The organism is Arthrobacter rhamnosi, assembly GCF_054510975.1.
Genome location: NZ_JBTNDN010000003.1, coordinates 81,157 through 101,172 on the forward strand (window position 1 = coordinate 81,157; position 20,016 = coordinate 101,172).

At 68.8% G+C, this 20,016-nt stretch carries 23 protein-coding genes; 8 read left to right on the forward strand and 15 right to left on the reverse strand.

Features of this window, described 5'->3' with window-relative positions; all coding sequences use genetic code 11:
• Positions 1–31: 31 nt before the first annotated feature.
• The 3 genes from ACX80J_RS08770 to ACX80J_RS08780 all read right to left on the reverse strand — a co-directional run bounded on the left by ACX80J_RS08770 (position 32) and on the right by ACX80J_RS08780 (position 2,041).
• Positions 32–289, reverse strand: a complete 258-nt coding sequence (locus tag ACX80J_RS08770; protein WP_087073176.1) for a type B 50S ribosomal protein L31 — start codon at positions 287–289, stop codon at positions 32–34.
• 101 nt (positions 290–390) lie between these two features.
• A complete protein-coding gene (locus ACX80J_RS08775; RefSeq protein ID WP_459347725.1) occupies positions 391–1,218 on the reverse strand; it encodes a TrmH family RNA methyltransferase in 828 nt (275 codons plus the stop codon).
• A 37-nt stretch (positions 1,219–1,255) separates the two neighbouring features.
• Positions 1,256–2,041, reverse strand: a complete 786-nt coding sequence (locus ACX80J_RS08780; RefSeq protein WP_301227793.1) for an ABC transporter ATP-binding protein — start codon at positions 2,039–2,041, stop codon at positions 1,256–1,258.
• 240 nt (positions 2,042–2,281) lie between these two features.
• Here ACX80J_RS08780 and serB point away from each other — a divergent pair, with 240 nt between their 5' ends.
• Positions 2,282–3,178, forward strand: a complete 897-nt coding sequence (gene serB / locus ACX80J_RS08785) for a phosphoserine phosphatase SerB (protein ID WP_459347726.1) — start codon at positions 2,282–2,284, stop codon at positions 3,176–3,178.
• Between the two features lie 93 nt (positions 3,179–3,271).
• Here the strand turns inward: serB and ACX80J_RS08790 are convergent, their stop codons facing one another.
• Both ACX80J_RS08790 and fabG read right to left on the reverse strand, forming a co-directional pair.
• The gene (locus ACX80J_RS08790; protein ID WP_459344457.1) at positions 3,272–4,021 is read right to left on the reverse strand and encodes an SDR family oxidoreductase; all 750 of its coding nucleotides are present in this window, start codon (positions 4,019–4,021) and stop codon (positions 3,272–3,274) included.
• Positions 4,022–4,091: 70 nt separating this feature from the next.
• Entirely contained in the window at positions 4,092–4,829 is a 738-nt protein-coding gene (gene fabG / locus ACX80J_RS08795; RefSeq protein WP_459344458.1) for a 3-oxoacyl-ACP reductase FabG, read from the reverse strand.
• A gap of 223 nt (positions 4,830–5,052) precedes the next feature.
• Between fabG and ACX80J_RS08800 the strand changes: the two genes are divergently transcribed.
• The 3 genes from ACX80J_RS08800 to ACX80J_RS08810 are packed head-to-tail and all read left to right on the forward strand — an operon-like array spanning position 5,053 to position 6,586.
• Positions 5,053–5,475: a DUF3099 domain-containing protein gene (locus ACX80J_RS08800; protein ID WP_459344459.1), complete on the forward strand. Its 423-nt coding sequence runs from the start codon at positions 5,053–5,055 to the stop codon at positions 5,473–5,475.
• Entirely contained in the window at positions 5,468–5,761 is a 294-nt protein-coding gene (locus ACX80J_RS08805) for a hypothetical protein (RefSeq protein WP_459344460.1), read from the forward strand. The genes ACX80J_RS08800 and ACX80J_RS08805 overlap by 8 nt, the downstream gene beginning before the upstream one ends.
• Positions 5,762–6,586: an SURF1 family cytochrome oxidase biogenesis protein gene (locus tag ACX80J_RS08810; RefSeq protein WP_459347503.1), complete on the forward strand. Its 825-nt coding sequence runs from the start codon at positions 5,762–5,764 to the stop codon at positions 6,584–6,586.
• A 73-nt stretch (positions 6,587–6,659) separates the two neighbouring features.
• Here the strand turns inward: ACX80J_RS08810 and ACX80J_RS08815 are convergent, their stop codons facing one another.
• Positions 6,660–7,229 carry a hypothetical protein gene (locus ACX80J_RS08815; protein WP_459347504.1) on the reverse strand — a complete coding sequence of 190 codons (570 nt, stop codon included), beginning with the start codon at positions 7,227–7,229 and terminating at the stop codon, positions 6,660–6,662.
• Positions 7,230–7,477: 248 nt separating this feature from the next.
• Positions 7,478–7,840 (reverse strand): hypothetical protein, encoded by a 363-nt coding sequence (locus ACX80J_RS08820; protein ID WP_459347505.1) that lies wholly within the window; start codon positions 7,838–7,840, stop codon positions 7,478–7,480.
• A gap of 368 nt (positions 7,841–8,208) precedes the next feature.
• Here ACX80J_RS08820 and ACX80J_RS08825 point away from each other — a divergent pair, with 368 nt between their 5' ends.
• The gene (locus ACX80J_RS08825) at positions 8,209–9,795 is read left to right on the forward strand and encodes a hypothetical protein (RefSeq protein ID WP_459347506.1); all 1,587 of its coding nucleotides are present in this window, start codon (positions 8,209–8,211) and stop codon (positions 9,793–9,795) included.
• Between the two features lie 143 nt (positions 9,796–9,938).
• On the opposite strand, the gene ACX80J_RS08830 is transcribed toward ACX80J_RS08825, so the two are convergent.
• Together ACX80J_RS08830 and ACX80J_RS08835 are read right to left on the reverse strand one after the other, a co-directional pair.
• Positions 9,939–10,388, reverse strand: a complete 450-nt coding sequence (locus ACX80J_RS08830) for a DoxX family protein (RefSeq protein WP_459347507.1) — start codon at positions 10,386–10,388, stop codon at positions 9,939–9,941.
• 438 nt (positions 10,389–10,826) lie between these two features.
• Positions 10,827–12,425, reverse strand: a complete 1,599-nt coding sequence (locus ACX80J_RS08835) for an ABC-F family ATP-binding cassette domain-containing protein (protein WP_459344466.1) — start codon at positions 12,423–12,425, stop codon at positions 10,827–10,829.
• 168 nt (positions 12,426–12,593) lie between these two features.
• On the opposite strand from ACX80J_RS08835, the gene ACX80J_RS08840 reads away from it, so the two are divergent.
• From ACX80J_RS08840 to ACX80J_RS08850, 3 genes are read left to right on the forward strand one after another with little or no spacing between them, the layout of a single operon-like run.
• Positions 12,594–13,235 carry a biotin transporter BioY gene (locus ACX80J_RS08840; protein WP_459344467.1) on the forward strand — a complete coding sequence of 214 codons (642 nt, stop codon included), beginning with the start codon at positions 12,594–12,596 and terminating at the stop codon, positions 13,233–13,235.
• Positions 13,228–13,932, forward strand: coding sequence for an energy-coupling factor ABC transporter ATP-binding protein (locus ACX80J_RS08845; RefSeq protein ID WP_459344468.1), 705 nt, complete (start codon positions 13,228–13,230; stop codon positions 13,930–13,932). The genes ACX80J_RS08840 and ACX80J_RS08845 overlap by 8 nt, the downstream gene beginning before the upstream one ends.
• Positions 13,929–14,615 carry an energy-coupling factor transporter transmembrane component T family protein gene (locus ACX80J_RS08850; protein ID WP_459344469.1) on the forward strand — a complete coding sequence of 229 codons (687 nt, stop codon included), beginning with the start codon at positions 13,929–13,931 and terminating at the stop codon, positions 14,613–14,615. The genes ACX80J_RS08845 and ACX80J_RS08850 overlap by 4 nt, the downstream gene beginning before the upstream one ends.
• 73 nt (positions 14,616–14,688) lie before the next feature.
• Here ACX80J_RS08850 and ACX80J_RS08855 read toward each other — a convergent pair whose 3' ends face one another.
• The 6 genes from ACX80J_RS08855 to ACX80J_RS08880 all read right to left on the reverse strand — a co-directional run bounded on the left by ACX80J_RS08855 (position 14,689) and on the right by ACX80J_RS08880 (position 19,897).
• Positions 14,689–15,018 carry a metal-sulfur cluster assembly factor gene (locus tag ACX80J_RS08855; protein ID WP_087073208.1) on the reverse strand — a complete coding sequence of 110 codons (330 nt, stop codon included), beginning with the start codon at positions 15,016–15,018 and terminating at the stop codon, positions 14,689–14,691.
• A 67-nt stretch (positions 15,019–15,085) separates the two neighbouring features.
• Positions 15,086–15,853, reverse strand: coding sequence for a Fe-S cluster assembly ATPase SufC (gene sufC / locus ACX80J_RS08860; protein ID WP_301227818.1), 768 nt, complete (start codon positions 15,851–15,853; stop codon positions 15,086–15,088).
• A gap of 54 nt (positions 15,854–15,907) precedes the next feature.
• Positions 15,908–16,267, reverse strand: coding sequence for a non-heme iron oxygenase ferredoxin subunit (locus ACX80J_RS08865; RefSeq protein ID WP_459344471.1), 360 nt, complete (start codon positions 16,265–16,267; stop codon positions 15,908–15,910).
• Positions 16,267–17,601, reverse strand: a complete 1,335-nt coding sequence (gene sufD, locus ACX80J_RS08870; protein ID WP_459344472.1) for a Fe-S cluster assembly protein SufD — start codon at positions 17,599–17,601, stop codon at positions 16,267–16,269. Before sufD ends, ACX80J_RS08865 begins: the two co-directional genes overlap by 1 nt.
• A 2-nt stretch (positions 17,602–17,603) precedes the next feature.
• A complete protein-coding gene (gene sufB, locus ACX80J_RS08875; RefSeq protein ID WP_087073216.1) occupies positions 17,604–19,076 on the reverse strand; it encodes a Fe-S cluster assembly protein SufB in 1,473 nt (490 codons plus the stop codon).
• Positions 19,076–19,897 (reverse strand): helix-turn-helix transcriptional regulator, encoded by an 822-nt coding sequence (locus ACX80J_RS08880; RefSeq protein WP_459347727.1) that lies wholly within the window; start codon positions 19,895–19,897, stop codon positions 19,076–19,078. Before ACX80J_RS08880 ends, sufB begins: the two co-directional genes overlap by 1 nt.
• Between the last annotated feature and the right edge of the window lie 119 nt (positions 19,898–20,016).

Below are 20,016 nucleotides of genomic sequence, written 5' to 3' on the forward strand. Positions count from 1 at the left end.
GCGTGGCCTCGGTCCGGTGTACTGCGGAAGGCTACTTCTTGCCGCCGAAGCCCTTGAAGCGGGCGTTGAAGCGCTCGACACGACCGGCGGAGTCCATGATGCGCTGCTTGCCCGTGTAGAACGGGTGCGACTCCGAGGAGATCTCGACCTCGATGAGGGGGTAGGTGTTGCCGTCTTCCCACTCGATGGTCTTGGACGAACCGACCGTGGACTTGGTCAGGAACGCCTTGTCGGAGGCCAGGTCGCGGAAGACGACCGACTGGTACTGGGGGTGGATTTCAGACTTCACGGGACTACCTTCTCTGGTTGCCTGGATTTTGCCAGGCACGGGAAAATGAAAGGTTGGCAACAGGGCCAGCTATTCATACTAGCGCAGGAGTCGCCCCGACGCTAAAGCGCGTGCGCACCGCGGGCGTCGTACCGGCATTCCCAGAAGGCGACGGCGGCCGCCGCGGCCACGTTGAGCGAATCCACTCCCCCGTGCATCGGGATGGTCAGGGCGACGTCGGCCTCGGCGAGTGCACCGTCGCTCAGTCCGTCGCCCTCGGTACCCAGCAGGAGGGCGAGGCGCTCGTGCGTCCCGGCGGCGAACTCCCCGAGCGGTACGGCCCCGGGCACCAGGGCGAGGGCTGCGACCGTGAAGCCCGCATCCCGGACGGCGGCCAGGGCATCCGGCCATACCTCGAGCCGGACCCAGGGCACCTGGAAGACGCTGCCCATGCTCACGCGTACCGCCCGCCGGTAGAGCGGGTCGGCACTGCGGGGGCTCACCAGGACGGCATCGATGCCGAGGGCCGCCGCGGAGCGGAACACGGCGCCGAGGTTGGTGTGGTCCACCATGTCCTCGATGATGGCGACGCGGTGCGCGGACGCGAGGACCTCGGCGAGCGGGAGTGGCTCGGGACGGTGCATGGCGGCCAGGGCGCCGCGGTGGAGGTGGAAGCCCGTGATCGCCTCCAGTGTGGCTTCCGGTGCCACGAAGGCGGGGACGGACGGGAACCGCGAGAGCACGTCCGCCAGGTCGGGCAGCCACTTGGGGGCCAACAGGAAGGATCGGGGCACATGGCCCGCGTCGATCGCTCGCCGCAGCACCTTGGAGCTCTCCGCGATGTAGAGACCCTCTGCCGGTTCCTTCGCGAGGCGGAGCTGGACGTCGGTGAGGTTCCGGTAGTCCGAGAGGCGCGGATCGTCGACGTCGTGGAGCTCGACGAGCGCCATCAGGTTCCCGTACCCGTCACCGGAGCGGCCGGCGCCGTCACGCCCGGGCGACCGCACTGTAGCGGCCGTTCTCCTCGGTGACCTTGAGGGCGACGTCGAACGCTTCGCTCAGGTTCTCCTCGGTCAGGACGCCGGAGAGCGGGCCGGCGGCGACGACCCTCCCGTCGCGGAGCAGCAGCGCGTGGGTGAAGCCCGGCGGGACTTCCTCGAGGTGGTGCGTCACCAGCACCATGGCGGGCGCTTCCTCGTCCCGCGCAAGCTCCGTCAGGCGCTGCACGAGGTCCTCGCGGCCGGCGAGGTCGAGACCCGCAGCGGGTTCGTCGAGGAGGAGCAGCTCCGGATCGGCCATGAGGGCCCGGGCGATCTGCACGCGCTTCCGCTCGCCCTCGCTGAGGGAGCCGAAGCGACGGTTCATGAAGCGGGACATGCCCCACGTGTCGAGGAGGCGGAAGGCGCGCCGTTCGTCGAGGCGCTCGTACTGCTCCCGCCACCGGCCGGTGACACCGTAGGAGGCCGTCACGACGACGTTCAGGACCGTCTCGTCGTCCGGGACCTGTGAGGCGAGGGCCGCGGACGCCAGTCCGATGCGCGGGCGGAGCTCGAACACGTCGACCGCGCCCATCACCTCGTCGAGGATGCCCACCACGCCGCGCGTCGGATGCAGGCGTGCCCCCGCGAGCTGCAGCAGCGTGGTCTTGCCCGCTCCGTTGGGGCCCATGACCACCCAGCGCTCACCCTCGCTGACCTGCCAGTCGATGTCATCGAGAAGGGTCTTGCCGCCCCTGACGAGGCTCACTCCCGCCAGTTCCAGAACGTCGCTCATGGTCCTAGACACTAGGCTAAGGAGCGGCTCCGTGGCGAAACCGGGAGCCTCCCGAGGATCATGCACCTTCCGGCAGACGCCGTCGGGGTCCTCCCGGCGGTGCCGGGTAGGGACCCCGTCCTGCCCGGCGTCCCCGGGCAGGACGGGACGTACACGACGACGCCGCCAGCGGCACGGACAGGAGCGGACAGCATGCCGGAGAACATCCCGGTCAGTATCCCGGACAGCACGGCTGAGAGCATGGCGGACAGCGCGAGGGTCGTCGCTTATGCACGCCGGCTCGAGGACAGGCAGCACGAGGACCTGGTATCCGTCCTGCGTGACCTCGGCGCCCAGGTCACGGAAGTATCCGTGGCCGGGGCCGCGACGTACGCCGTCCTGACGGTCGACGTCGTCCTGCCTGCGGACCGGTCCGCGCGGCTCAGCGCACTCCGCACCGGACTGTCGGAGTGGACCGGCAGGACCGGCATCGGAGCGGCCCTCGTCCCGGCGCCGGTCTACGCACCCGGCCCGAAGCTGCTGATCATGGACGTCGACTCGACGCTGATCAAGCAGGAGGTCATCGAACTGCTCGCCGCGCACGCCGGACGTGAGGCGGAGGTGGCCGCCGTGACCGAGGCGGCGATGCGCGGAGAGCTCGACTTCGAACAGTCCCTCCACCACCGCGTGCGCGCGCTGGAAGGCCTGCCCGCGTCCGTGATCGACGAGGTGGCCGGCAGGATCGAACTGAGCGATGGCGCCGAGGAGCTCGTGGCTGCGTATCTCGGGGCCGGCCACCGCGTCGGTGTCGTCTCGGGAGGCTTCTCGCAGGTCCTGGCACCCCTCGCCGAGCGCCTCGGCCTCTCCTTCGCCAAGGCGAACGACCTCGACATCGCCGGCGGTGTGCTGACAGGGCACGTTCGCGGCGCCGTCGTCGACCGCCGGGAGAAGGCGCGCATGCTGCGCACCGAGGCGGCCCGTGCCGGAGTCCCCCTGGCGGCGACCGTGGCCGTGGGCGACGGTGCGAACGACCTCGACATGCTGGCGGCTGCGGGCCTCGGCATCGCGTTCAATGCCAAACCCGCGGTCCGCGCGGCAGCCGACGCGGCCCTGGACCTGCCCGACCTCGACGTCGTCCGCCACCTGGCCGGCCTCTAGGCTCCAGCCCTTCAGGTTCTCCCGGGCAGCGCCTCGTCCCTGCGGGGCGGCCGTGCGGCCGGAACGCGGCGCGCCCCGGCCGACCTGCCGGGGTCAGCTCTTGGCGAGGAAGTCCTCGGCGCCGCCCACGTATTCCGTGTGGCCGGTGGGCACGTCGGCCGTGACCATCCGGACGATCTCGGTGGCGAACTCCGACACCGAATACAGGCGGCCTGCCTCCTGGCGCCGTGCCTCGATGGCGCCCGGCGTCGCCCGGTCGAGGAGGGTCGCAGTGACCGTGCCCTCGATCATGTCACCGGACACGACCACGAGGGAGATGCCCTTCTCGTCCAGCTGCGGGATGAGTGCGCGCAGTGCGTCCTCGCCGGCCCGCTTGCTGCGGGCGACGGGCTCGTAGGCGTCCATCGTCTCCACCTTCTCGATGAAGTGCGCCTGGTGGCTCGTGATGAAGACCACGCGCGATCCCGCGGGCATCACCTCGGCAGCCGCGGTGAGCATGTTGACCTGCGCATCGCGGTTGAGCTTGAGCGCGTAGTCCTCCCCCATGCCCGTCTCCATGCCGCCGGAGGCGTTGAGCACGAGCAGGTTGAGCCCGCCGAAGGTCGACACTGCGGCATCGACCAGCGCGGCCGGTCCCTCCGGCGTGGTCAGGTCCGCTCCGACGGCGACGGCCTTGCCGCCCGCCGCCTCGATCCCCGCGACGACCTTGTTGGCGCGCGGCGCCTTCTGGCGGTAGTTGACGACGACGGCCGCGCCCTGCGCGGCGAGTTGCTGCGCGACGTCGGCTCCGATGCCGCGGGACGATCCGGTGACGATTGCTGTGGTGCCCTCGAGGGTGGCCATGGTGCTCCTTCTGCTGGAATCCGGGGATGGTGCGGGCACGGAGCGGAGGCTCCGCGGGAATCAGTGGGGGTCAGTGGCCCATGCCGAGGCCGCCGTCGACGGGGATGACGGCGCCGGAGATGTAACCGGCCGCGTCGCCGGCGAGCCAGGACACGACGCCGGCCACCTCGTCGGGGGATGCGAAGCGCCCGGCCGGGATGGTGGCCAGGTAGCTCTTGCGGGTGTCCTCGGGGAGCTCCGCCGTCATGTCGGTGTCGATGAACCCGGGTGCGACGACGTTCGCCGTGATCCCGCGGGACCCCAGCTCCCTCGTCAGCGAGCGCGCGATGCCGATGAGTCCTGCCTTCGACGCCGAGTAGTTGATCTGGCCGGGCGCCCCGTAGAGACCTGTGACGCTGGAGATCAGGATGACGCGTCCGCGCCGCAGCCGGATCATGCCGCGCGACGCGCGCTTGACGACCCGGAACGCTCCCGTGAGGTTCGTGTCGATGACGTCGGTGAAATCGCTCTCGGTCATGCGCAGGAGCAACGTGTCCCGGGTGATGCCCGCATTGGCGACGAGCACCTCGACCGGACCGTGCTCGGCCTCCACCTGCGTGAAGGCCGCATCGATCTGCTCCTCGCTCGTGACGTCGGCCTTGACGCCGAGCATTCCCTCGGGCACCTCGCCACTTCGGTAGGTGATGGCAACCTTGTCGCCGTTGGCTACGAATACCTTGGCGATGGCAAGGCCGATCCCCCGGTTTCCTCCGGTGATGAGGACGCTGCGTCCGGAGGCCGTCGTCTTGCTGTCTGCATCAGATGCCAAGGGGAAACTCCTCTATCTGCGGGCCGGAAGGGGTCCACGTTGTTCACTGTGTTGTTCGCCGTGTTGTTCGCTGCCGACGGTCCCGCCAGGGACCCGCCGCAGCGTGCCGACCCTTTCAGGCCTGCCGTGCGGCCAAACTATCCCGACGATCCTAGCGGGGCATCCCTCGACTTCGGGAACGGGACCCGGAGTGAGATAATTGAGGGATTCTCCTTGGAGTGTGATGAGTAAACAAACGAAGCACAACCCAGACGTCCACACCATCTCCGATGCCCGTGAATCACACAGCGACGAGATGCGGTCACGAATGATCAGGTACTCGGTGTCGATGGGGCTCCGCCTCATCTGCTTCGTCCTGGTCTTCGTCGTCCCCTATGTGTGGCTGCAGTGGGTGATGATCGCCGGTGCCGTCTTCCTGCCGTACTTCGCAGTGATCATCGCGAACGGCGGAAGCGATACCAGCAACATCCGGCACAGCGATGCGCTGATCGATCGCGCCCCGGTCCGTGAGATCGAGGCTCGGGTGGTCGACGCGGGTCCGGCGGACGAGGACGAGGTCCTCAGCGGCGAGATCATCGATGACACGCACCAGCGCGCGCATGGCTCCTCTGCCGCGCGCAACGGCACCACCGGTGCAGATGCCTGAGATCCCTGCGGGCCGACCCGCGGTTGCCTCGACCGCGGGCCTTGGCCTGTTCGGGGCACCGCGGGCCGCGGACAGCGGCGGACCCGTCTGCTCGCGCAAGGGCTGCAGGAATGCCGCCGAGTGGCAGCTGCTCTGGAACAACCCGCGCATCCATACGCCCGATCGCCGCAAGGCGTGGGCATCCTGCCCGGGCCACGTCGAGTGGTTCGAGGAATACCTCCGGGATCGCGGACTCTGGAAGGAGACGCTCCCCCTGACAGCCGATCAACCGATGGAGACCCGCTAGGTGTACCGCTTCCTCTTCTCCGCCCGCTGGCTCGGCTGGCTCGCCATGGTCACGGTGCTGGCCGCCGGATGCGTGGGCCTCGGACGCTGGCAACTCGACCGTCGTGAAGCGGTCGTGGAGAACATCCAGCGCATCGAGGCGAACTACGACGCCGCCCCTGAGCGCTACCTGCCGGGCGAGAACGGCTTCGACAGCTACGACCCGGACCGCGAGTGGGCTCCCGTCACGTTCACCGGGATCTACGACGTCGCGAACCAGGTCGTCGTCCGCAACCGGCCGCTGAACGGACAACCGGGCTACGAGGTGCTCACGCCCCTGAAGCTCGACGACGGAACGGCCGTCATCATCGATCGCGGGTGGCTGCCCATCGGCAACGTCGAGGCGGGGCGTCCCGACGAGATCCCCGCTCCCCCTGCCGGCGAGGTCGAGGTCACGGCCAGGACGAAGCCCGGAGAGCCGGCGGTCAACCGTGGGGCCCCCGAAGGCCAGGTCGCATCGATCGACCTCTCCGCGCTCGCGGACAGGCTCGACTATCCGCTGCAGGAGGCGGCGTACGGCCTCCTGGCCGTCGAACGGCCGGCCGCGGCGCAGACACCGGTTGCCGCACCGAAGCCATCCATCGACGAGGGCCCGCACCTGTCGTACTCGATGCAGTGGTTCGCCTTCGGAGTCCTGGCCTTCGTGGGCCTCGGCTACGCCGCGCGCCAGCAGCGCCGCAGCGACGAGGAGCAGGACGGGACGGCTCCCGAGCGCCCGGCACGCCGGCGCCGTCCTTCCTCCGAAGAGGAGGAGGACGCCATCCTCGACGCGCAGGGCATCCGCTAGGTCCGAAGGCCACCCGCTGGCCGCGGCCCCCGGATGGGGCCGGGCCGCAAGGGTCGCGCTACCGTCGGCCCTGTCACCCGGGGAATCCGAAGCAGGGGTAGAACTCCTCCACACCGGGTCGGGCAATTTCGATGCAGCGTGACTTAACCTGTTCCAGGACCGCAGTGGTATCCGTGCCCGTGGCCGTGAAGTCCCCGACCGTCACGGACACTTCCGCGGTGGCTGGGCGCATCAGATTATTGTCCGTCGCGTTCACGTTGCCCTCGCCGGGGAAGTGTTCGTGGTTATGGGCCGTGTCGTGCTGGAGGGGGCCGGTGGCCGTCCAGGACGCCGAGAGTGCGATGGTAACCGGGTCTCCGTTGCCGTCGGAGCCCGCCAGCTGGGTGTCGATGGAGGCGGTGGTCAGCCGGGGATCAACCACCAGGGGCGCCATGTTCCGGCCCTCCGCCTGGAACAGTACTGCGCCCCCGCCCCCTCCCGCGGCAGCGCTGACCGGGCCGGACGCCGCGGCACAGGTGTCGGTGACGAGCACGAACACGGCGGTGAGGCCCTGCTTGTTGACGGGGCCGGGCTGATTCGCATACATGGCGACGCTCGAGGACACGAATATTTCAGTCTGCTCGCAGCCGACAGTGGTCACCACGTCCGCATCGGCATGGCTCGACCGGATCGTATGGTAGATGCTGGGAGCGGCTTCCGCCGGTGCAGCCCCTAGCCCCACTAATCCCGCAACAGCGAGTCCACTCAGCAAGCGTTTCACGACTACTCCTGTGGGTCGGATACCTTATTCCTGCCTTGTTCGAGGCTGAGCACCTCGTATATGGGGCGCCCGTTGACCTCCGGGCGCTCGCGACCTCACCTGCGGTCGTAGCTGCGTACTGCCGGTGGCCCTTACTGGGCCCGTCGTTCCACTCGCGGCTTGCGCTGCGCGTAGTGGTGCCCGAATGAGTCCGTGTAGATGTCCACGGAACGGAGTGTCTCATCCGAGGTGTCCTCCGCCGCATCATGGGCGTGGACCACGGGAGTGTCGCCATCGGTTCGATCTGCCGGCCCGAGGAACACGGCGGCGGCCGTATCGAGCCCTTGGAAGAACGACGGATGGGTCTTCCTCTTCGTCACGACCAGTGGTGCTGTGGGCTGCTCGGCGGGGTGCGGCGTATCCCCGACCCCTGCGGGTTCGGAGGTGGGACGACCGAAGAGGCGCCGATCGAAGAGGTGCTGATGCTGCTTTGTCGGGTTCCGGTGAATTCTCATCACACACCTGTTTCATGCTGGGAGTACTATTCTACTCCGCTCGGCCTTTTCATCCCCGGGCTCCGCCCCTCGGGATCCGGGAATTCTCGCGCCCGATGCGCGCCTCGGGTGGGTGGCATGGACCGGTCGCGATATGGCTGCCCGTCGACTCCGGAGCAATCACGGGCATAGAGTCGTCAGAGCCCCTTCACCGAAAGTTGACCCCTATCACTTCCCGTCGTGCCCCCCGTTCCCGCGCCCTTCTCACCCTCACCGCACTACTTCTGGTGACCGGTTGCGTCTCGAGCGAGCCGCCGGATGCCGCTGAGTCTGCGGCGCCTGCGGCGTCCGTCGTTCTCGCACATCCTGGTGCCGAGAAGCGCCAGGTGGTGGCAGGCACCGATACCCAGACGTCGATCCACATGAGCAGCATGGTGTTCGACCGCAGCCCGGCGGCGGTGGTCGTCGCCCGCCGGATCGAGGGGGGATCGGCCCCCCTCGACGCCGATCTCACCGCAGCATCGAGTGCTGCGGCGGGCCTCCATGTCCCCCTCCTGGTGGTGAGCCCGGGTGGATCCGCTGCGGCGGAAGTCACGGCCGAGCTCGAACGGCTGGAGGTCGAGACCGTCATCGGGTACGGAGATCCGGCGGCCGACTGGGAAGCTCTCGCCGCGCAGCGCGCCCTCGTGGCTGGTCCTACGTCGGCGGCAGAGTTCGAAAACGTTCTGGGGCTGGCTGTTACTCCCGTCCCCGTGGAGGACGACGTCGTCGCCTCGGTGCGTGAACTGGGCGGACCCGACCCCCGCCTGCTCACGCTGGTACCGGCCGCGACACCGCCGGCACCTGAGCCATCGCCTGGTGCCTCGGCAACCGGAGCCCAGTCCACGGGTAATGGGCTCGCAGCCCTCGCTACTGCAGGGAAGGTACCTGACTTCACGCCGGCGGCCCAGCCCGTCCGGGCACTGGTGCTGGCCACGCGCTCCTCCGCGCTGGCACCTCTGGCGACAGCACGGGCCGCCGGAGCCGAGGTCGAACTGGTGACGGAGCCGGACCCGCGAGCCACCAGTCGAACGGTGGATGTCGTACGGTCCTCCGCCGATCGGGCGATCCTCGCCGTGGGTGACGCGTTCGGATCCCAGGAGATCTTCGCCGAGCGGGTCCAGGTCGCGACGACGGCTGCACAGCTGCCCGGCGGCGGCCAGACCGTCTTTCCCGGCCGCCGCATGGTGGCCCTCTACGGGCACCCCAGCGGCCCCTTCCTGGGAGCGCTGGGCGAACAGGGCATCGAGGCGACACTCGCTCGGGTGAAGGATCTCGCCGCCCAGTACCAGCCGTTCAGCGACGAGCCCGTCGTCCCAGCTCTCGATCTGATCGCCACCGTCGCCAGCGCCGACCCCGGTACCGACGGCGACTACTCCAGCGAAACCTCGATCGAAGAGCTCACACCCTGGATCGACGCCGCCGAGGAACAGGGTGTGTACGTGGTGCTGGACCTGCAGTCGGGGCGCTCCGACTTCCTGTCCCAGGCCAAGCTCTACGAAGAGCTTCTTGCCCGGCCGTCCGTCGGCCTCGCCCTGGACCCGGAGTGGAGGCTTCTCCCGGGCCAACAGCCGCTTCAGCAGATCGGCACCGTGGACACCGCCGAAATCAACGCGGCCACCACCTGGCTCGCCGATCTGACCCGGGACCGCGCCCTGCCGCAGAAACTCCTGATGATCCACCAGTTCCGCATCGACATGATCACCGATCGCGAGGGCCTGGACGTGTCGAGGACGGAGCTGGCGGTGACCCTGCACGCAGACGGTCATGGGACTCCTGCCCAGAAACTGGATACCTGGTTCGCTCTGCAGTCCGTCCCTCCCCAGGGGATCTGGCCCTCCTGGAAGAACTTCTACGACGAGGACCAGCCGATGCTGACACCGGAGCAGACCTACACACTCGTCGATCCGAAGCCCTGGCTGGTCACCTACCAGTAGTCGCCTCACCAGGACCCTCTGCCACTCCCGTGGGCCACTCGGCGGGCCGCCGAGTAGCCGGAGGAAGCCGGCAGGATCCCAGCGGCGCCTGCCGCCACGCCCGTGCTGAGCGTCCTGGCGGACGGCCAGCAGGACAGACGCCCTCAGGCCAGGGCTGCGATCGCGCGGTTCTGGCTGCGCCCGAAGGTCAGGGCGTCGACGGAGAAGCGACCGGCGCCGACCAGGGCGAGAGCGGCTGCACCGGCCGCGAGGACGAGCACGAGTTCGTATCCGCCCTTGTCGGCGAAGATGCCGGCGGGGGCGTGGACCAGGAAGAGGGCACCGAGCATGTCTAGGGCCAGGAGGGCGGCGACTGGTCGGACCAGTACGCCGAGAATGAGGGCAGCCCCGCCGACGAGTTCGAGGAAGCCGACGGCCGGTCCGATCAACTCGGCTGCCGGAACCCCCATCTGGGCGAAGGCTGCCTGTGTACCGGGGATGGTGTAGTCGAAGATCTTCTGCCAGCCGTGGGCGAGGAAGATGACGCCCAGGGCGACGCGCAGGACTGTGCGGGCAAGGGTGGACGTCGTGGAGGCGGAGGTCTTGGAGGACATTCGATCGTGCCTTTCGATCAGCGGAGTGGGCGAGGGCGCGAGGAAAGCGCCGTACGAATTAGTTGTAGCTTCAACTAAAGCCTACGGATGATTACTTGAAGAATCAAGCTTTGGTGGTCGAGATCGCCTGCCCGGGACCGCGCCGGTCGCCTACCCATAGACGCCCCACCTGGACCCTCCTGCTACTTCCTGGCGTCGGCAGGCCCGGAAGTAGGAGGAGGGGAGAATTGAAAAAGATTTCAGGCCGGAACGCAACCACTTATTGATGTTGCATCGTCCTCCGGGCAGCAACTAGCCTCGTTGCGATCAAGCCGTCGAGGAGCGCCACCGGCGCTGGGAGGAGGAGCACGTCACCGCTGACCACTACCGATCATCGACTGTCCAATCCCCCGAAAGCCCCTCGCGAGGGGCTTTCCCTATTGTGTCCGTGAGGCGGACCTAGGCGAGGGTGACGAGCTCCAGGTAGTCGGAGTTCCACAGGTCCTCGACGCCGTCCGGCAGCAGGACGACCCGCTCGGGATCGAGTGCGTCGACTGCACCCTCGTCGTGGCTGACCATGACCACGGCCCCGCTGTAGTTCTTGAGGGCCCCAAGGATCTCTGCGCGGCTCGCGGGGTCCAGGTTGTTGGTCGGCTCGTCGAGGAGCAGCACGTTCGCCGAGGACGCGACGATGGTCGCCAGGGCCAGGCGTGTCTTCTCGCCGCCGGAGAGCACCCCGGCGGGCTTGTCGACGTCGTCGCCCGAGAAGAGGAACGAACCGAGGATGCCGCGCACTTCCGCGTCCTGCATGTCCGGGGCCGAGGACTTCATGTTCTCGAGGACCGTCCGCTGGGTGTCCAGCGTCTCGTGCTCCTGGGCGTAGTACCCGACCTTGAGCCCGTGGCCCGCGATGACCTGCCCCGTATCGGGCTTGTCCACACCCGCGAGCATGCGCAGCAGGGTGGTCTTCCCGGCACCGTTGAGTCCGAGGATGACCACCTTCGACCCGCGGTCGATCGCGAGGTCCACGTCGGTGAAGATCTCGAGCGAACCGTAGGACTTGCTGAGCCCCTCGGCCGTCATGGGCGTCTTGCCACAGGGGGACGGCTCGGGGAAGCGGAGGGCCGCGACGCGGTCCGAGGCCCGCACCGCGTCGAGGCCACCGAGGAGGCGTTCGGCGCGCTTGGCCATGTTCTGCGCGGCCACGGCCTTCGAGGCCTTCGCCCGCATCTTGTTCGCCTGGTCCATGAGGACCTGGGCCTTCTTCTCGGCGTTGGCGCGCTCGCGCTTCCGGGCCCGCTCGTCCGTCTCGCGCTGGAGCTGGTAACGCTTCCAGCCCATGTTGTAGACGTCGATGGTCGCGCGGTTGGCGTCCAGCTGGAACACCTTGTTGACGGTCGCCTCGAGGAGCTCGACGTCGTGGCTGATCACGATGAGCCCGCCCTGGTGGTTCTTCAGGAAGTCACGCAGCCAGGCGATGGAGTCGGCGTCGAGGTGGTTCGTGGGCTCGTCGAGGAGCATCGTCTCCGCACTCGAGAACAGGATGCGGGCGAGCTCGACGCGCCGGCGCTGGCCGCCGGACAGGGTCTTCAGCGGCTGGTTGAGGATGCGCTCGGGCAGGGCGAGGTTCGAGGAGATGGACGCCGCTTCGGCCTCAGCGGCGTACCCGCCACCGGCGAGGAATGCGGCTTCGATGCGGTCGTAGCGGGCCATCGCCTTGTTGCGCACCGACGTCTTCTCGCTGGCCATGTCCTCATGGGCCTGGCGGAGTTCGCCGACGACGGCATCGAGGTTGCGCGCCGAGAGGATCCGGTCACGGGCCAGCTGCTCCATGTTCGGCGTGCGGGGGTCCTGCGGCAGGTAGCCGATCTCACCGGAACGGGTCACCGTGCCACCTGCGGGGAGGGATTCCCCGGCGAGCACCTTGGTGAGGGTGGTCTTGCCGGCGCCGTTGCGCCCGACGAGCCCGATCTTGTCGCCCTTGTCCACACGGAAGGACACCTCGTCCATGAGCAGGCGGGCACCAGCCCGGAGCTCCAAGTTCGATACGTTGATCACGGTGAGGCCTTTCGATGGTGCCGGAGACGGCGTTTTCTTGTAGGAATCCCACAAGGGATCCCCGAATGACCGGCGCTAGTCTCGGTACAGAAGCAGTTACGGCTGGAGGAATTCGACAAATCACCGGAAGAGCCGGTGCGACTCCGGCCTGCTGAAGGAGCGTGCGCCATGCAGCCAGCGGAGCAAACCGTCACCGGACCGGCCGGCGGGAGCCGGCGGTCGTCCCGGAAGCGGTGGGATACCACCGATCTCTCGCTGGTTGCGGTCTTTGCCGCCCTCATCGCCGCCCTTGCAATCTTACCCGGTATACCGGTCGGCCCGCTCGGCGTGCCCATCACGCTGCAGACCCTCGGTGTCATGCTCGCCGGCATCGTGCTCGGACCGGGACGCGGAGCGGCCGCCGTCCTGCTCTACCTGGTCGCCGGGCTGATCGGCCTGCCGGTCTTCAGCGGCTTCAACGGCGGCTTCGGCGTCCTCGGCGGACCGTCGGCCGGATACCTCCTCGCGTTCCCCCTCGCAGCACTCGTCGCGGGCCTGCTGGCCGTCGTCGTGCTGCGCAGGGCGCGCCGGTTCCGCGCGGGCCTCCTCTTCCTCGCCTGCCTGGCGGCCAGTCTCCTGACCATCCACCCGCTGGGCGTGGCGGGACTCATGGTGAACGCCGGCCTCCCCCTGCGCGAGGCGGTCCTCATTGACGCCGCGTACCTCCCCGGCGACGTGGTCAAGAACGTCCTGGCCGCCCTCATCGCCGTGTCGGTCCACCGCGCCTTCCCCCGACTGCTCTCCACCCGGAGGCGCGCACCCCGTGATTGAGTTCAGGGGCGCCGCCGTCCGGACGGACGACGGCGAGGCCCGAACGCTCATCCACCCCCTCACGCTCACCCTGGCGGAACGGCGGGTGTCGGTGATCGGGGCCAACGGCTCCGGGAAGTCGACCCTGCTGCGCCTGATCAACGGCCTGCTGGCCCCGTCCGAGGGATCGGTGGCGGTCTTCGGACAGGACACCCGGACCGCGGGGCGGGCCGTGCGCCGCGCCGTCGGGTTCGTCTTCACCGATCCCCTGTCGCAGCTCGTCATGCCGACGGGGCGCGAGGACGTCGAGCTGTCTCTCCGGGCCCAGAAGCTTCCTGCCGCAGAGCGCCGCCGGCGGGGTGAGGACGTCCTGCGGCGGTTCGGCGTGGCGCACCTCGCGGACCGCAGCATCTACGACCTGTCCGGCGGTGAGCGCCAGATCCTCGCCCTCGCCGTCGTCCTCGCGGTGGAGCCACGGATCCTCGTGGCGGACGAGCCGACCACGCTGCTCGACCTCCGCAACGACGCCCGGGTCCGCGCGCTCATCGCGGGCCTCGACCAGCAGGTCGTCTTCACCACCCACAACCTCGACTTCGCCCTCGAGAGCGACCGGACACTCGTGGTCGACGACGGCAGGGTCGTCTTCGACGGTGCGCCTGCGGACGCCGTGGCGCTCTACCGCGGGCTGGCGGCAGCGGTGCCGGACGGCCGGCCGTGAGGGGCTTCGGCAGTACCCTCGGCCTGTACGAGCACGGCCGGGGCTTCCTGTACCGGCTGCCGCTCCCGCTCAAGGCGGCGGCCTCCCTCGTATGCGCCGTCGCCGTCGTGGCATGGCGATCGCCGGTGACCACGGCCGCAGCACTGGCCGTGACGGCCGGTGCGCTCCTGGCCGGAGCACGACTCTCCCCCGCGCGCGTGCTGCGCATGCTCCTGCCGGCGGCGCCCGTCCTCGGAATCCTCGCGCTCTACCAGGGCGTGGCCCAGGGGTGGCTGCGCGCGTTCGTGGTCGTGGGCGGCATCGTGGCCTGCCTGCAGGCGGCGCGGGCGGTGACCCTCACGACGCCGACGCAGGAGCTCCTCGACGGGGTGGTGCGGCTGGTGCGGCCCTTCCGCCGGCTCGGCGCCGATCCGGAACGCTTCGCCCTCGCCCTCTCGATCATGCTGCGGAGCATCCCATACCTCGCGGGCCTGTTCGTCGACGTCCGCGAGGCAGCCCGTGCGCGGGGACTGGACCGGAGCCCGCGCGTCGCCGTGACGCCGCTGGTCGTCGGCGCGGTGGCGTATGCCCACCGGACGGGCGAGGCGCTTGCAGCGAGGGGCCTCGGCGACCACGAGGACGGGGACGACGAGGACGGAGACCCCGGGGCAGCCGGCCGTCGTCGGAACCCGACGGACGGCTGAGTTCCCCCGGAACGACGAAGAGGGCGGCCCCAGCGCATGCTGGTGCCGCCCTCCGGCTGATCGCCGGGGAAACTCAGATGTTGAAGCCGAGAGCCCGCATCTGGTCGCGGCCGTCCTCGGTGATCTTCTCGGGACCCCACGGCGGCATCCACACCCAGTTCAACCGCCACTCATCGACGACGCCGTCCAGCGCCTGGCCGACCTGCTCCTCGAGCACATCGGTCAGCGGGCACGCGGCCGTGGTGAGCGTCATGTCGATCAGGAGGGCGCCGTCCTCGGCGTACTTCAGGCCGTAGAGGAGCCCGAGGTCGACGACGTTCACGCCGAGCTCCGGGTCGATGACGTCCCGCAGCGCTTCCTCGATGTCATCCAGCGCGGTCTGCGCCTGCTGCACATCACTCATCGCACTCTTCCTTCCGAACAGTAGTCAGGTGGTCCGGCACGCGGACGTGCCGGGGATCCTGGTGGTCCTAGGCCTCGACCGCGGACTGGGCCGTGAATCGATCGTAGCCCTCTTCCTCGAGGCGGTCGGCGAGTTCCGGACCGCCCTCTTCGGCGATGCGGCCGGCCACGAACACGTGCACGAAGTCCGGCTTGATGTAGCGCAGGATCCGCGTGTAGTGGGTGATGAGCAGCGTGCCCATCTCGCCCTTCGAGTGCTCGCGGTTGACTCCCTCGGAGACGACCTTCAGGGCGTCGACGTCGAGTCCGGAGTCGGTCTCGTCGAGGATCGCGAACTTCGGGCGGAAGAGCTCGAGCTGGAGGATCTCGACGCGCTTCTTCTCGCCGCCGGAGAAGCCCTCGTTGACGTTGCGCTGGGCGAAGTCCGCGTCGATGCGCAGCTGCGACATGGCAGCCTTGACGTCCTTGGTCCAGTGCCGCAGGCTCGGGGCTTCGCCGTCGAGGGCGGTCTTGGCCGTGCGCAGGAAGTTGGTCATCGTGACGCCGGGTACCTCGACGGGGTACTGCATGGCCAGGAAGAGGCCGGCGCGGGCACGCTCGTCGACGCTCATGGACAGGACGTCCTCGCCGTCGAGCGTGATGGAGCCGCTGTCGACCTTGTAGCGGGGGTGCCCGGCGATCGTCGACGCCAGGGTCGACTTGCCGGAACCGTTGGGGCCCATGATCGCGTGGGTCTCGCCGGTGTTGATCGTCAGCGTGACGCCCTTGAGGATGGGGATGTTGCCCTGCTCGGTGTCGATGCTGACGTGCAGGTCCTTGATTTCAAGTGTGGACATCGTATTCTTTCTCCTTCGCCTGCTGTGCAGGAAGTGTGTGCGTGGACGGCCGCGCTAGCCGAACTGCGGGGCGGGGGCTCCGTTGGTGACCGTCGTGATATCGACGTAGACGTCGCCGTCGTGGATCTCGAGAGCGAACACCGGGACCGGTTCGTAGGCGGGGAGCTGCAGCGGGGCACCGCTGCGCAGGTCGAACTGGGAGCCGTGGCCCCAGCACTCGATGGTGCAGCCCTCGACATCGCCCTCGGACAGGGAGACGTCCGCGTGGGAGCAGGTGTCGCCGAGGGCGTGGATCTCACCGTCCGAGTCACGGACGATGACGACGGGATAGTCGTCGATGAGCACGCGCAGCGCCTGCTTCACCTGGATGTCGTCGACGCTGCAGATCAGCTCGCCGCTGGGGCCATCGGCCATCAGAGGTTGCCTGCCGCGAGTTCACGCTCGACCGACTCGGAGAGCCGCTCCTCGAGCGCGGGTACCTTGATCTGCTGGATGACCTCGGTGAGGAAGCCGCGGACCACGAGGCGGCGCGCATCCTTCTCGGGGATGCCGCGGGCCATCAGGTAGAAGAGGTGCTCGTCGTCGAACCGGCCGGTGGCGCTGGCGTGGCCCGCGCCCTCGATGAGGCCCGTCTCGATCTCGAGGTTGGGGACCGAGTCGGACCGCGCGCCGTCCGTGAGGATGAGGTTGCGGTTGGTCTCGTAGGTGTCCGTCCCCTCGGCCGCCTTGCGGATCAGCACGTCACCGACCCACACGGTGTGCGCGTCCTTGCCCTGCAGGGCACCCTTGTAGGTGACGCGGGACTTGCAGTTGGGCACGGCGTGGTCGACCAGCAGTCGCTGCTCGAGGTGCTGGCCGGCGTCGGCGAAGTACAGGCCGTACATCTCGACCTCTGCGCCGGGGGCGGTGAAGATCGAGGACGGCGTGAGGCGCACGAGGTCGCCGCCGAGGCTGACGACGACGTGCTTGTAGCGCGCGTCGCGTCCTACCTTCGCCTGCTGCGAGGAGACGTGCACGGCGTCGTCGTCCCATTCCTGGACGCTGACGACCGTGAGTTCCGCGCCGTCACCGACGACGATCTCGACGTTCTGTGCGAGCGTGACAGAGCCGGAGTGGTCCAGCACGACGACGGCCTTCGAGAAGGCCTCCGCGCGGATCAGGAGGTGCTGAGCGGCTGCCGCGGACGCCGAGCCGGTGACGCTGACCATGACCTCACCGTCGGCCACCGTCTCCTTCGGGATGGTGATGACGGTCGCTTCGGTGAAGGCGTTCCAGGCTGCCGCGGACACACGGTCCTCCGGCGTCGCCGCGGTGCCCAGGCGCGCGTCGCCGCGCCCGACCGTCTCGACGGTGACGTTGCCGGCACCGGTCACCTCGACGGCCGGAGCCGCGCCCGTCGGTGCGTCGGTGTGCAGTCCGCGCAGGCGCTTGAGCGGCGTGAAGCGCCAGTCCTCCTCGAGGCCCGTCAGGGCCGGGAAGTCGGCGACGTCGAAGGACCTCCGGCGCTCCCCGCGGGACGCCTCGGGGACGACGGGGGCGTTGCCGTGGCTGTGCTTCTTGAGCCCGAGCTGCTCGGTGCCCGCGTTGCGCGCCGAAAGCCGCTCGCCCTCCTCCGTGAAACCGTCGATGGCGGCCGAGGCGCCCGAGGGGGCGCCCAGGCGGGCCTTCTCGTCGAGGTCGCCGAGGTCGGTGACCTCTCCCTCGGGCGCGGTGTTGGGCGAAATTTCCGTGTGGGTGGTCTCAGCCATTGCTAGCCTACGGCCCCTTCCATCTGCAGTTCGATCAGCCGGTTCAGCTCGAGCGCGTACTCCATGGGCAGCTCACGGGCGATCGGCTCGATGAAGCCGCGCACGATCATGGCCATGGCCTCGTCCTCGGGGAGCCCGCGGGACATCAGGTAGAAGAGCTGCTCCTCGCTGACGCGCGACACGGTGGCCTCGTGGCCCATGGTGACGTCGTCCTCGCGGATGTCGACGTACGGATACGTGTCCGAGCGCGAGATGGTGTCGACCAGCAGCGCGTCGCAGCGCACGGTGTTCGCCGAGTGCTTCGCCCCCTCACGGACCTGGACGAGCCCGCGGTAGGCCGCACGCCCGCCGCCGCGCGCCACGGACTTGGAGATGATCGAGGACTTCGTGTTCGGCGCGATGTGCACCATCTTCGAGCCGGTGTCCTGGTGCTGGCCCTCGCCCGCGAAGGCGATGGAGAGCGTCTCGCCCTTCGCGTGTTCGCCGACCAGGTACACGGCCGGGTACTTCATGGTGACCTTCGAGCCGATGTTGCCGTCGATCCACTCCATGGTGGCGCCCTCGTGCGCGATGGCGCGCTTGGTGACGAGGTTGTACACGTTGTTCGACCAGTTCTGGATGGTGGTGTAGCGGACGCGCGCGCCCTTCTTCACCACGATCTCGACGACGGCGGAGTGCAGGGAGTCCGACGTGTAGATCGGGGCGGTGCAGCCCTCGATGTAGTGCACGTAGGAGTCCTCGTCCGCGATGATCAGCGTGCGCTCGAACTGGCCCATGTTCTCCGTGTTGATGCGGAAGTAGGCCTGCAGGGGGATCTCGACGTGGACGCCCTTGGGCACGTAGACGAACGATCCGCCCGACCAGACGGCCGTGTTGAGCGACGCGAACTTGTTGTCGCCGACGGGGATGATCGTGCCGAAGTACTCCTTGAAGATCTCCGGGTGCTCACGCAGGGCGGTGTCCGTGTCGAGGAAGATGACGCCCTGGCGCTCGAGGTCCTCGCGGAGCTGGTGGTAGACCACCTCGGACTCGTACTGGGCGGCGACGCCGGACACGAGGCGCGCACGCTCCGCCTCCGGGATGCCGAGCTTCTCGTACGTGTTGCGGATGTCCTCGGGGAGGTCCTCCCACGTGTTCGCCTGCTTCTCCGTGGAGCGCACGAAGTACTTGATGTTGTCGAAGTCGATGCCGGAGAGGTCTGCACCCCAGGCGGGCATAGGCTTGCGGTCGAAGTACTTGAGGCCCTTCAGGCGGAGATCGAGCATCCACTCGGGCTCGTTCTTCTTCGCGGAGATGTCGCGGACGACTTCCTCGCTCAGGCCGCGGCGCGCGTTGTCGCTCGCCTCGTTCTTGTCGGCCCAGCCGTACTGGTAGGTGCCGATGCCCTCGAGTTCCGGGTTCTTCTCCAGGATGTCGCTGATCACCGACTCCGGGACTGCCGACGCAGCTGGCTTGCGGTCTACTTGATCCGTCATCATGGCCTTCCTTGCTGATGGATGGATAACGTTGCTGGATTGCTGGGGGACGCGGATTCCGCGGCCGCGGGGACGGCGGTGGCTCCGGACGCTGCCGGAGCCGCCGTCGCCCTTCCCAGGGGTATGTGGGTGGTGCAGACGTGGCCGCCGCCGGCCAGCGTCGAGAGCCGGCGCACGTCGACGCCGAGCAGGCGGGCGAAGACGCCGGTCTCCTGGTCGCAGAACGCCGGGAAGGCCGAGGCCAGGCCCTGGATGGGGCAGTGCCCCTGGCAGAGCTGGACGCTGAGCATCGCCGGGCGGTTCGACGGGGTCGAGGAGGTACGGACGCCGCGTGCCTGCGGCATCCCGACGGTCTTGGTCGATCCGACGAATCCGTCAGCCGTCAGGGCACCCGCCAGGGCCTGGGCACGCGCCTCGAGGTCGGGGCCGGCGGCCTCGACGATGGGGCGGTAGCGCTCTTCCATGCCGGAGAAGCGGGTGCGTGCGAAGTCCTCGATGGCTTGGGGACCCGCGGCCTCACCGAGCTGCGTCAGTGCGGCGGTGGCAATGTCGAGGTAATCGTTGCCCATCTTGCTCTGGCCGCGCCGGCTCAGGACGTAGCGGCGGGCGGGGCGGCCGGCACCCGTGGCGGAACTGCGGACGCGCTTGACCTCGATGAGGCCGTCGGAGGAGAGGGCGTCGAGATGCCGGCGCATGGCGGCAGGCGTGAAGCCGAGACTGTTCCCGAGTTCCGCGGCGCTCACCGGTCCGCGCTCGAGCACGGCCGACAGCACCCGGTCGCGGGTGCGCTCATCAGGGTCCGGGGAGACGATCTGGGCCATCCGGTCGGCACGGCCGGCAGGGACATCGGGGGCGAGGCTGTCGTCCGCCGGAACGGCGGCGCGGGGCGATGCGGTCACAGTCCATTCCTCCCGTCGGCGACAAAATACACAACACAAGC

Excerpts from the sequence above, each read along its gene's own strand:
- ACX80J_RS08805 (WP_459344460.1), top strand. The coding sequence starts at position 5,468 with ATGCCTGAGATCCCTGCGGGCCGACCCGCGGTTGCCTCGACCGCGGGC.
- ACX80J_RS08790 (WP_459344457.1), bottom strand. The coding sequence starts at position 4,021 with ATGGCCACCCTCGAGGGCACCACAGCAATCGTCACCGGATCGTCCCGC.
- ACX80J_RS08865 (WP_459344471.1), bottom strand. The coding sequence starts at position 16,267 with ATGGCCGATGGCCCCAGCGGCGAGCTGATCTGCAGCGTCGACGACATC.
- ACX80J_RS08780 (WP_301227793.1), bottom strand. The coding sequence starts at position 2,041 with ATGAGCGACGTTCTGGAACTGGCGGGAGTGAGCCTCGTCAGGGGCGGC.
- sufB (WP_087073216.1), bottom strand. The coding sequence starts at position 19,076 with ATGACGGATCAAGTAGACCGCAAGCCAGCTGCGTCGGCAGTCCCGGAG.
- ACX80J_RS08820 (WP_459347505.1), bottom strand. The coding sequence starts at position 7,840 with ATGAGAATTCACCGGAACCCGACAAAGCAGCATCAGCACCTCTTCGAT.
- sufC (WP_301227818.1), bottom strand. The coding sequence starts at position 15,853 with ATGTCCACACTTGAAATCAAGGACCTGCACGTCAGCATCGACACCGAG.
- ACX80J_RS08775 (WP_459347725.1), bottom strand. The coding sequence starts at position 1,218 with ATGGCGCTCGTCGAGCTCCACGACGTCGACGATCCGCGCCTCTCGGAC.
- ACX80J_RS08830 (WP_459347507.1), bottom strand. The coding sequence starts at position 10,388 with ATGTCCTCCAAGACCTCCGCCTCCACGACGTCCACCCTTGCCCGCACA.
- ACX80J_RS08880 (WP_459347727.1), bottom strand. The coding sequence starts at position 19,897 with ATGGCCCAGATCGTCTCCCCGGACCCTGATGAGCGCACCCGCGACCGG.
- ACX80J_RS08840 (WP_459344467.1), top strand. The coding sequence starts at position 12,594 with ATGCAGCCAGCGGAGCAAACCGTCACCGGACCGGCCGGCGGGAGCCGG.
- ACX80J_RS08855 (WP_087073208.1), bottom strand. The coding sequence starts at position 15,018 with ATGAGTGATGTGCAGCAGGCGCAGACCGCGCTGGATGACATCGAGGAA.
- sufD (WP_459344472.1), bottom strand. The coding sequence starts at position 17,601 with ATGGCTGAGACCACCCACACGGAAATTTCGCCCAACACCGCGCCCGAG.
- ACX80J_RS08800 (WP_459344459.1), top strand. The coding sequence starts at position 5,053 with ATGAGTAAACAAACGAAGCACAACCCAGACGTCCACACCATCTCCGAT.
- serB (WP_459347726.1), top strand. The coding sequence starts at position 2,282 with ATGGCGGACAGCGCGAGGGTCGTCGCTTATGCACGCCGGCTCGAGGAC.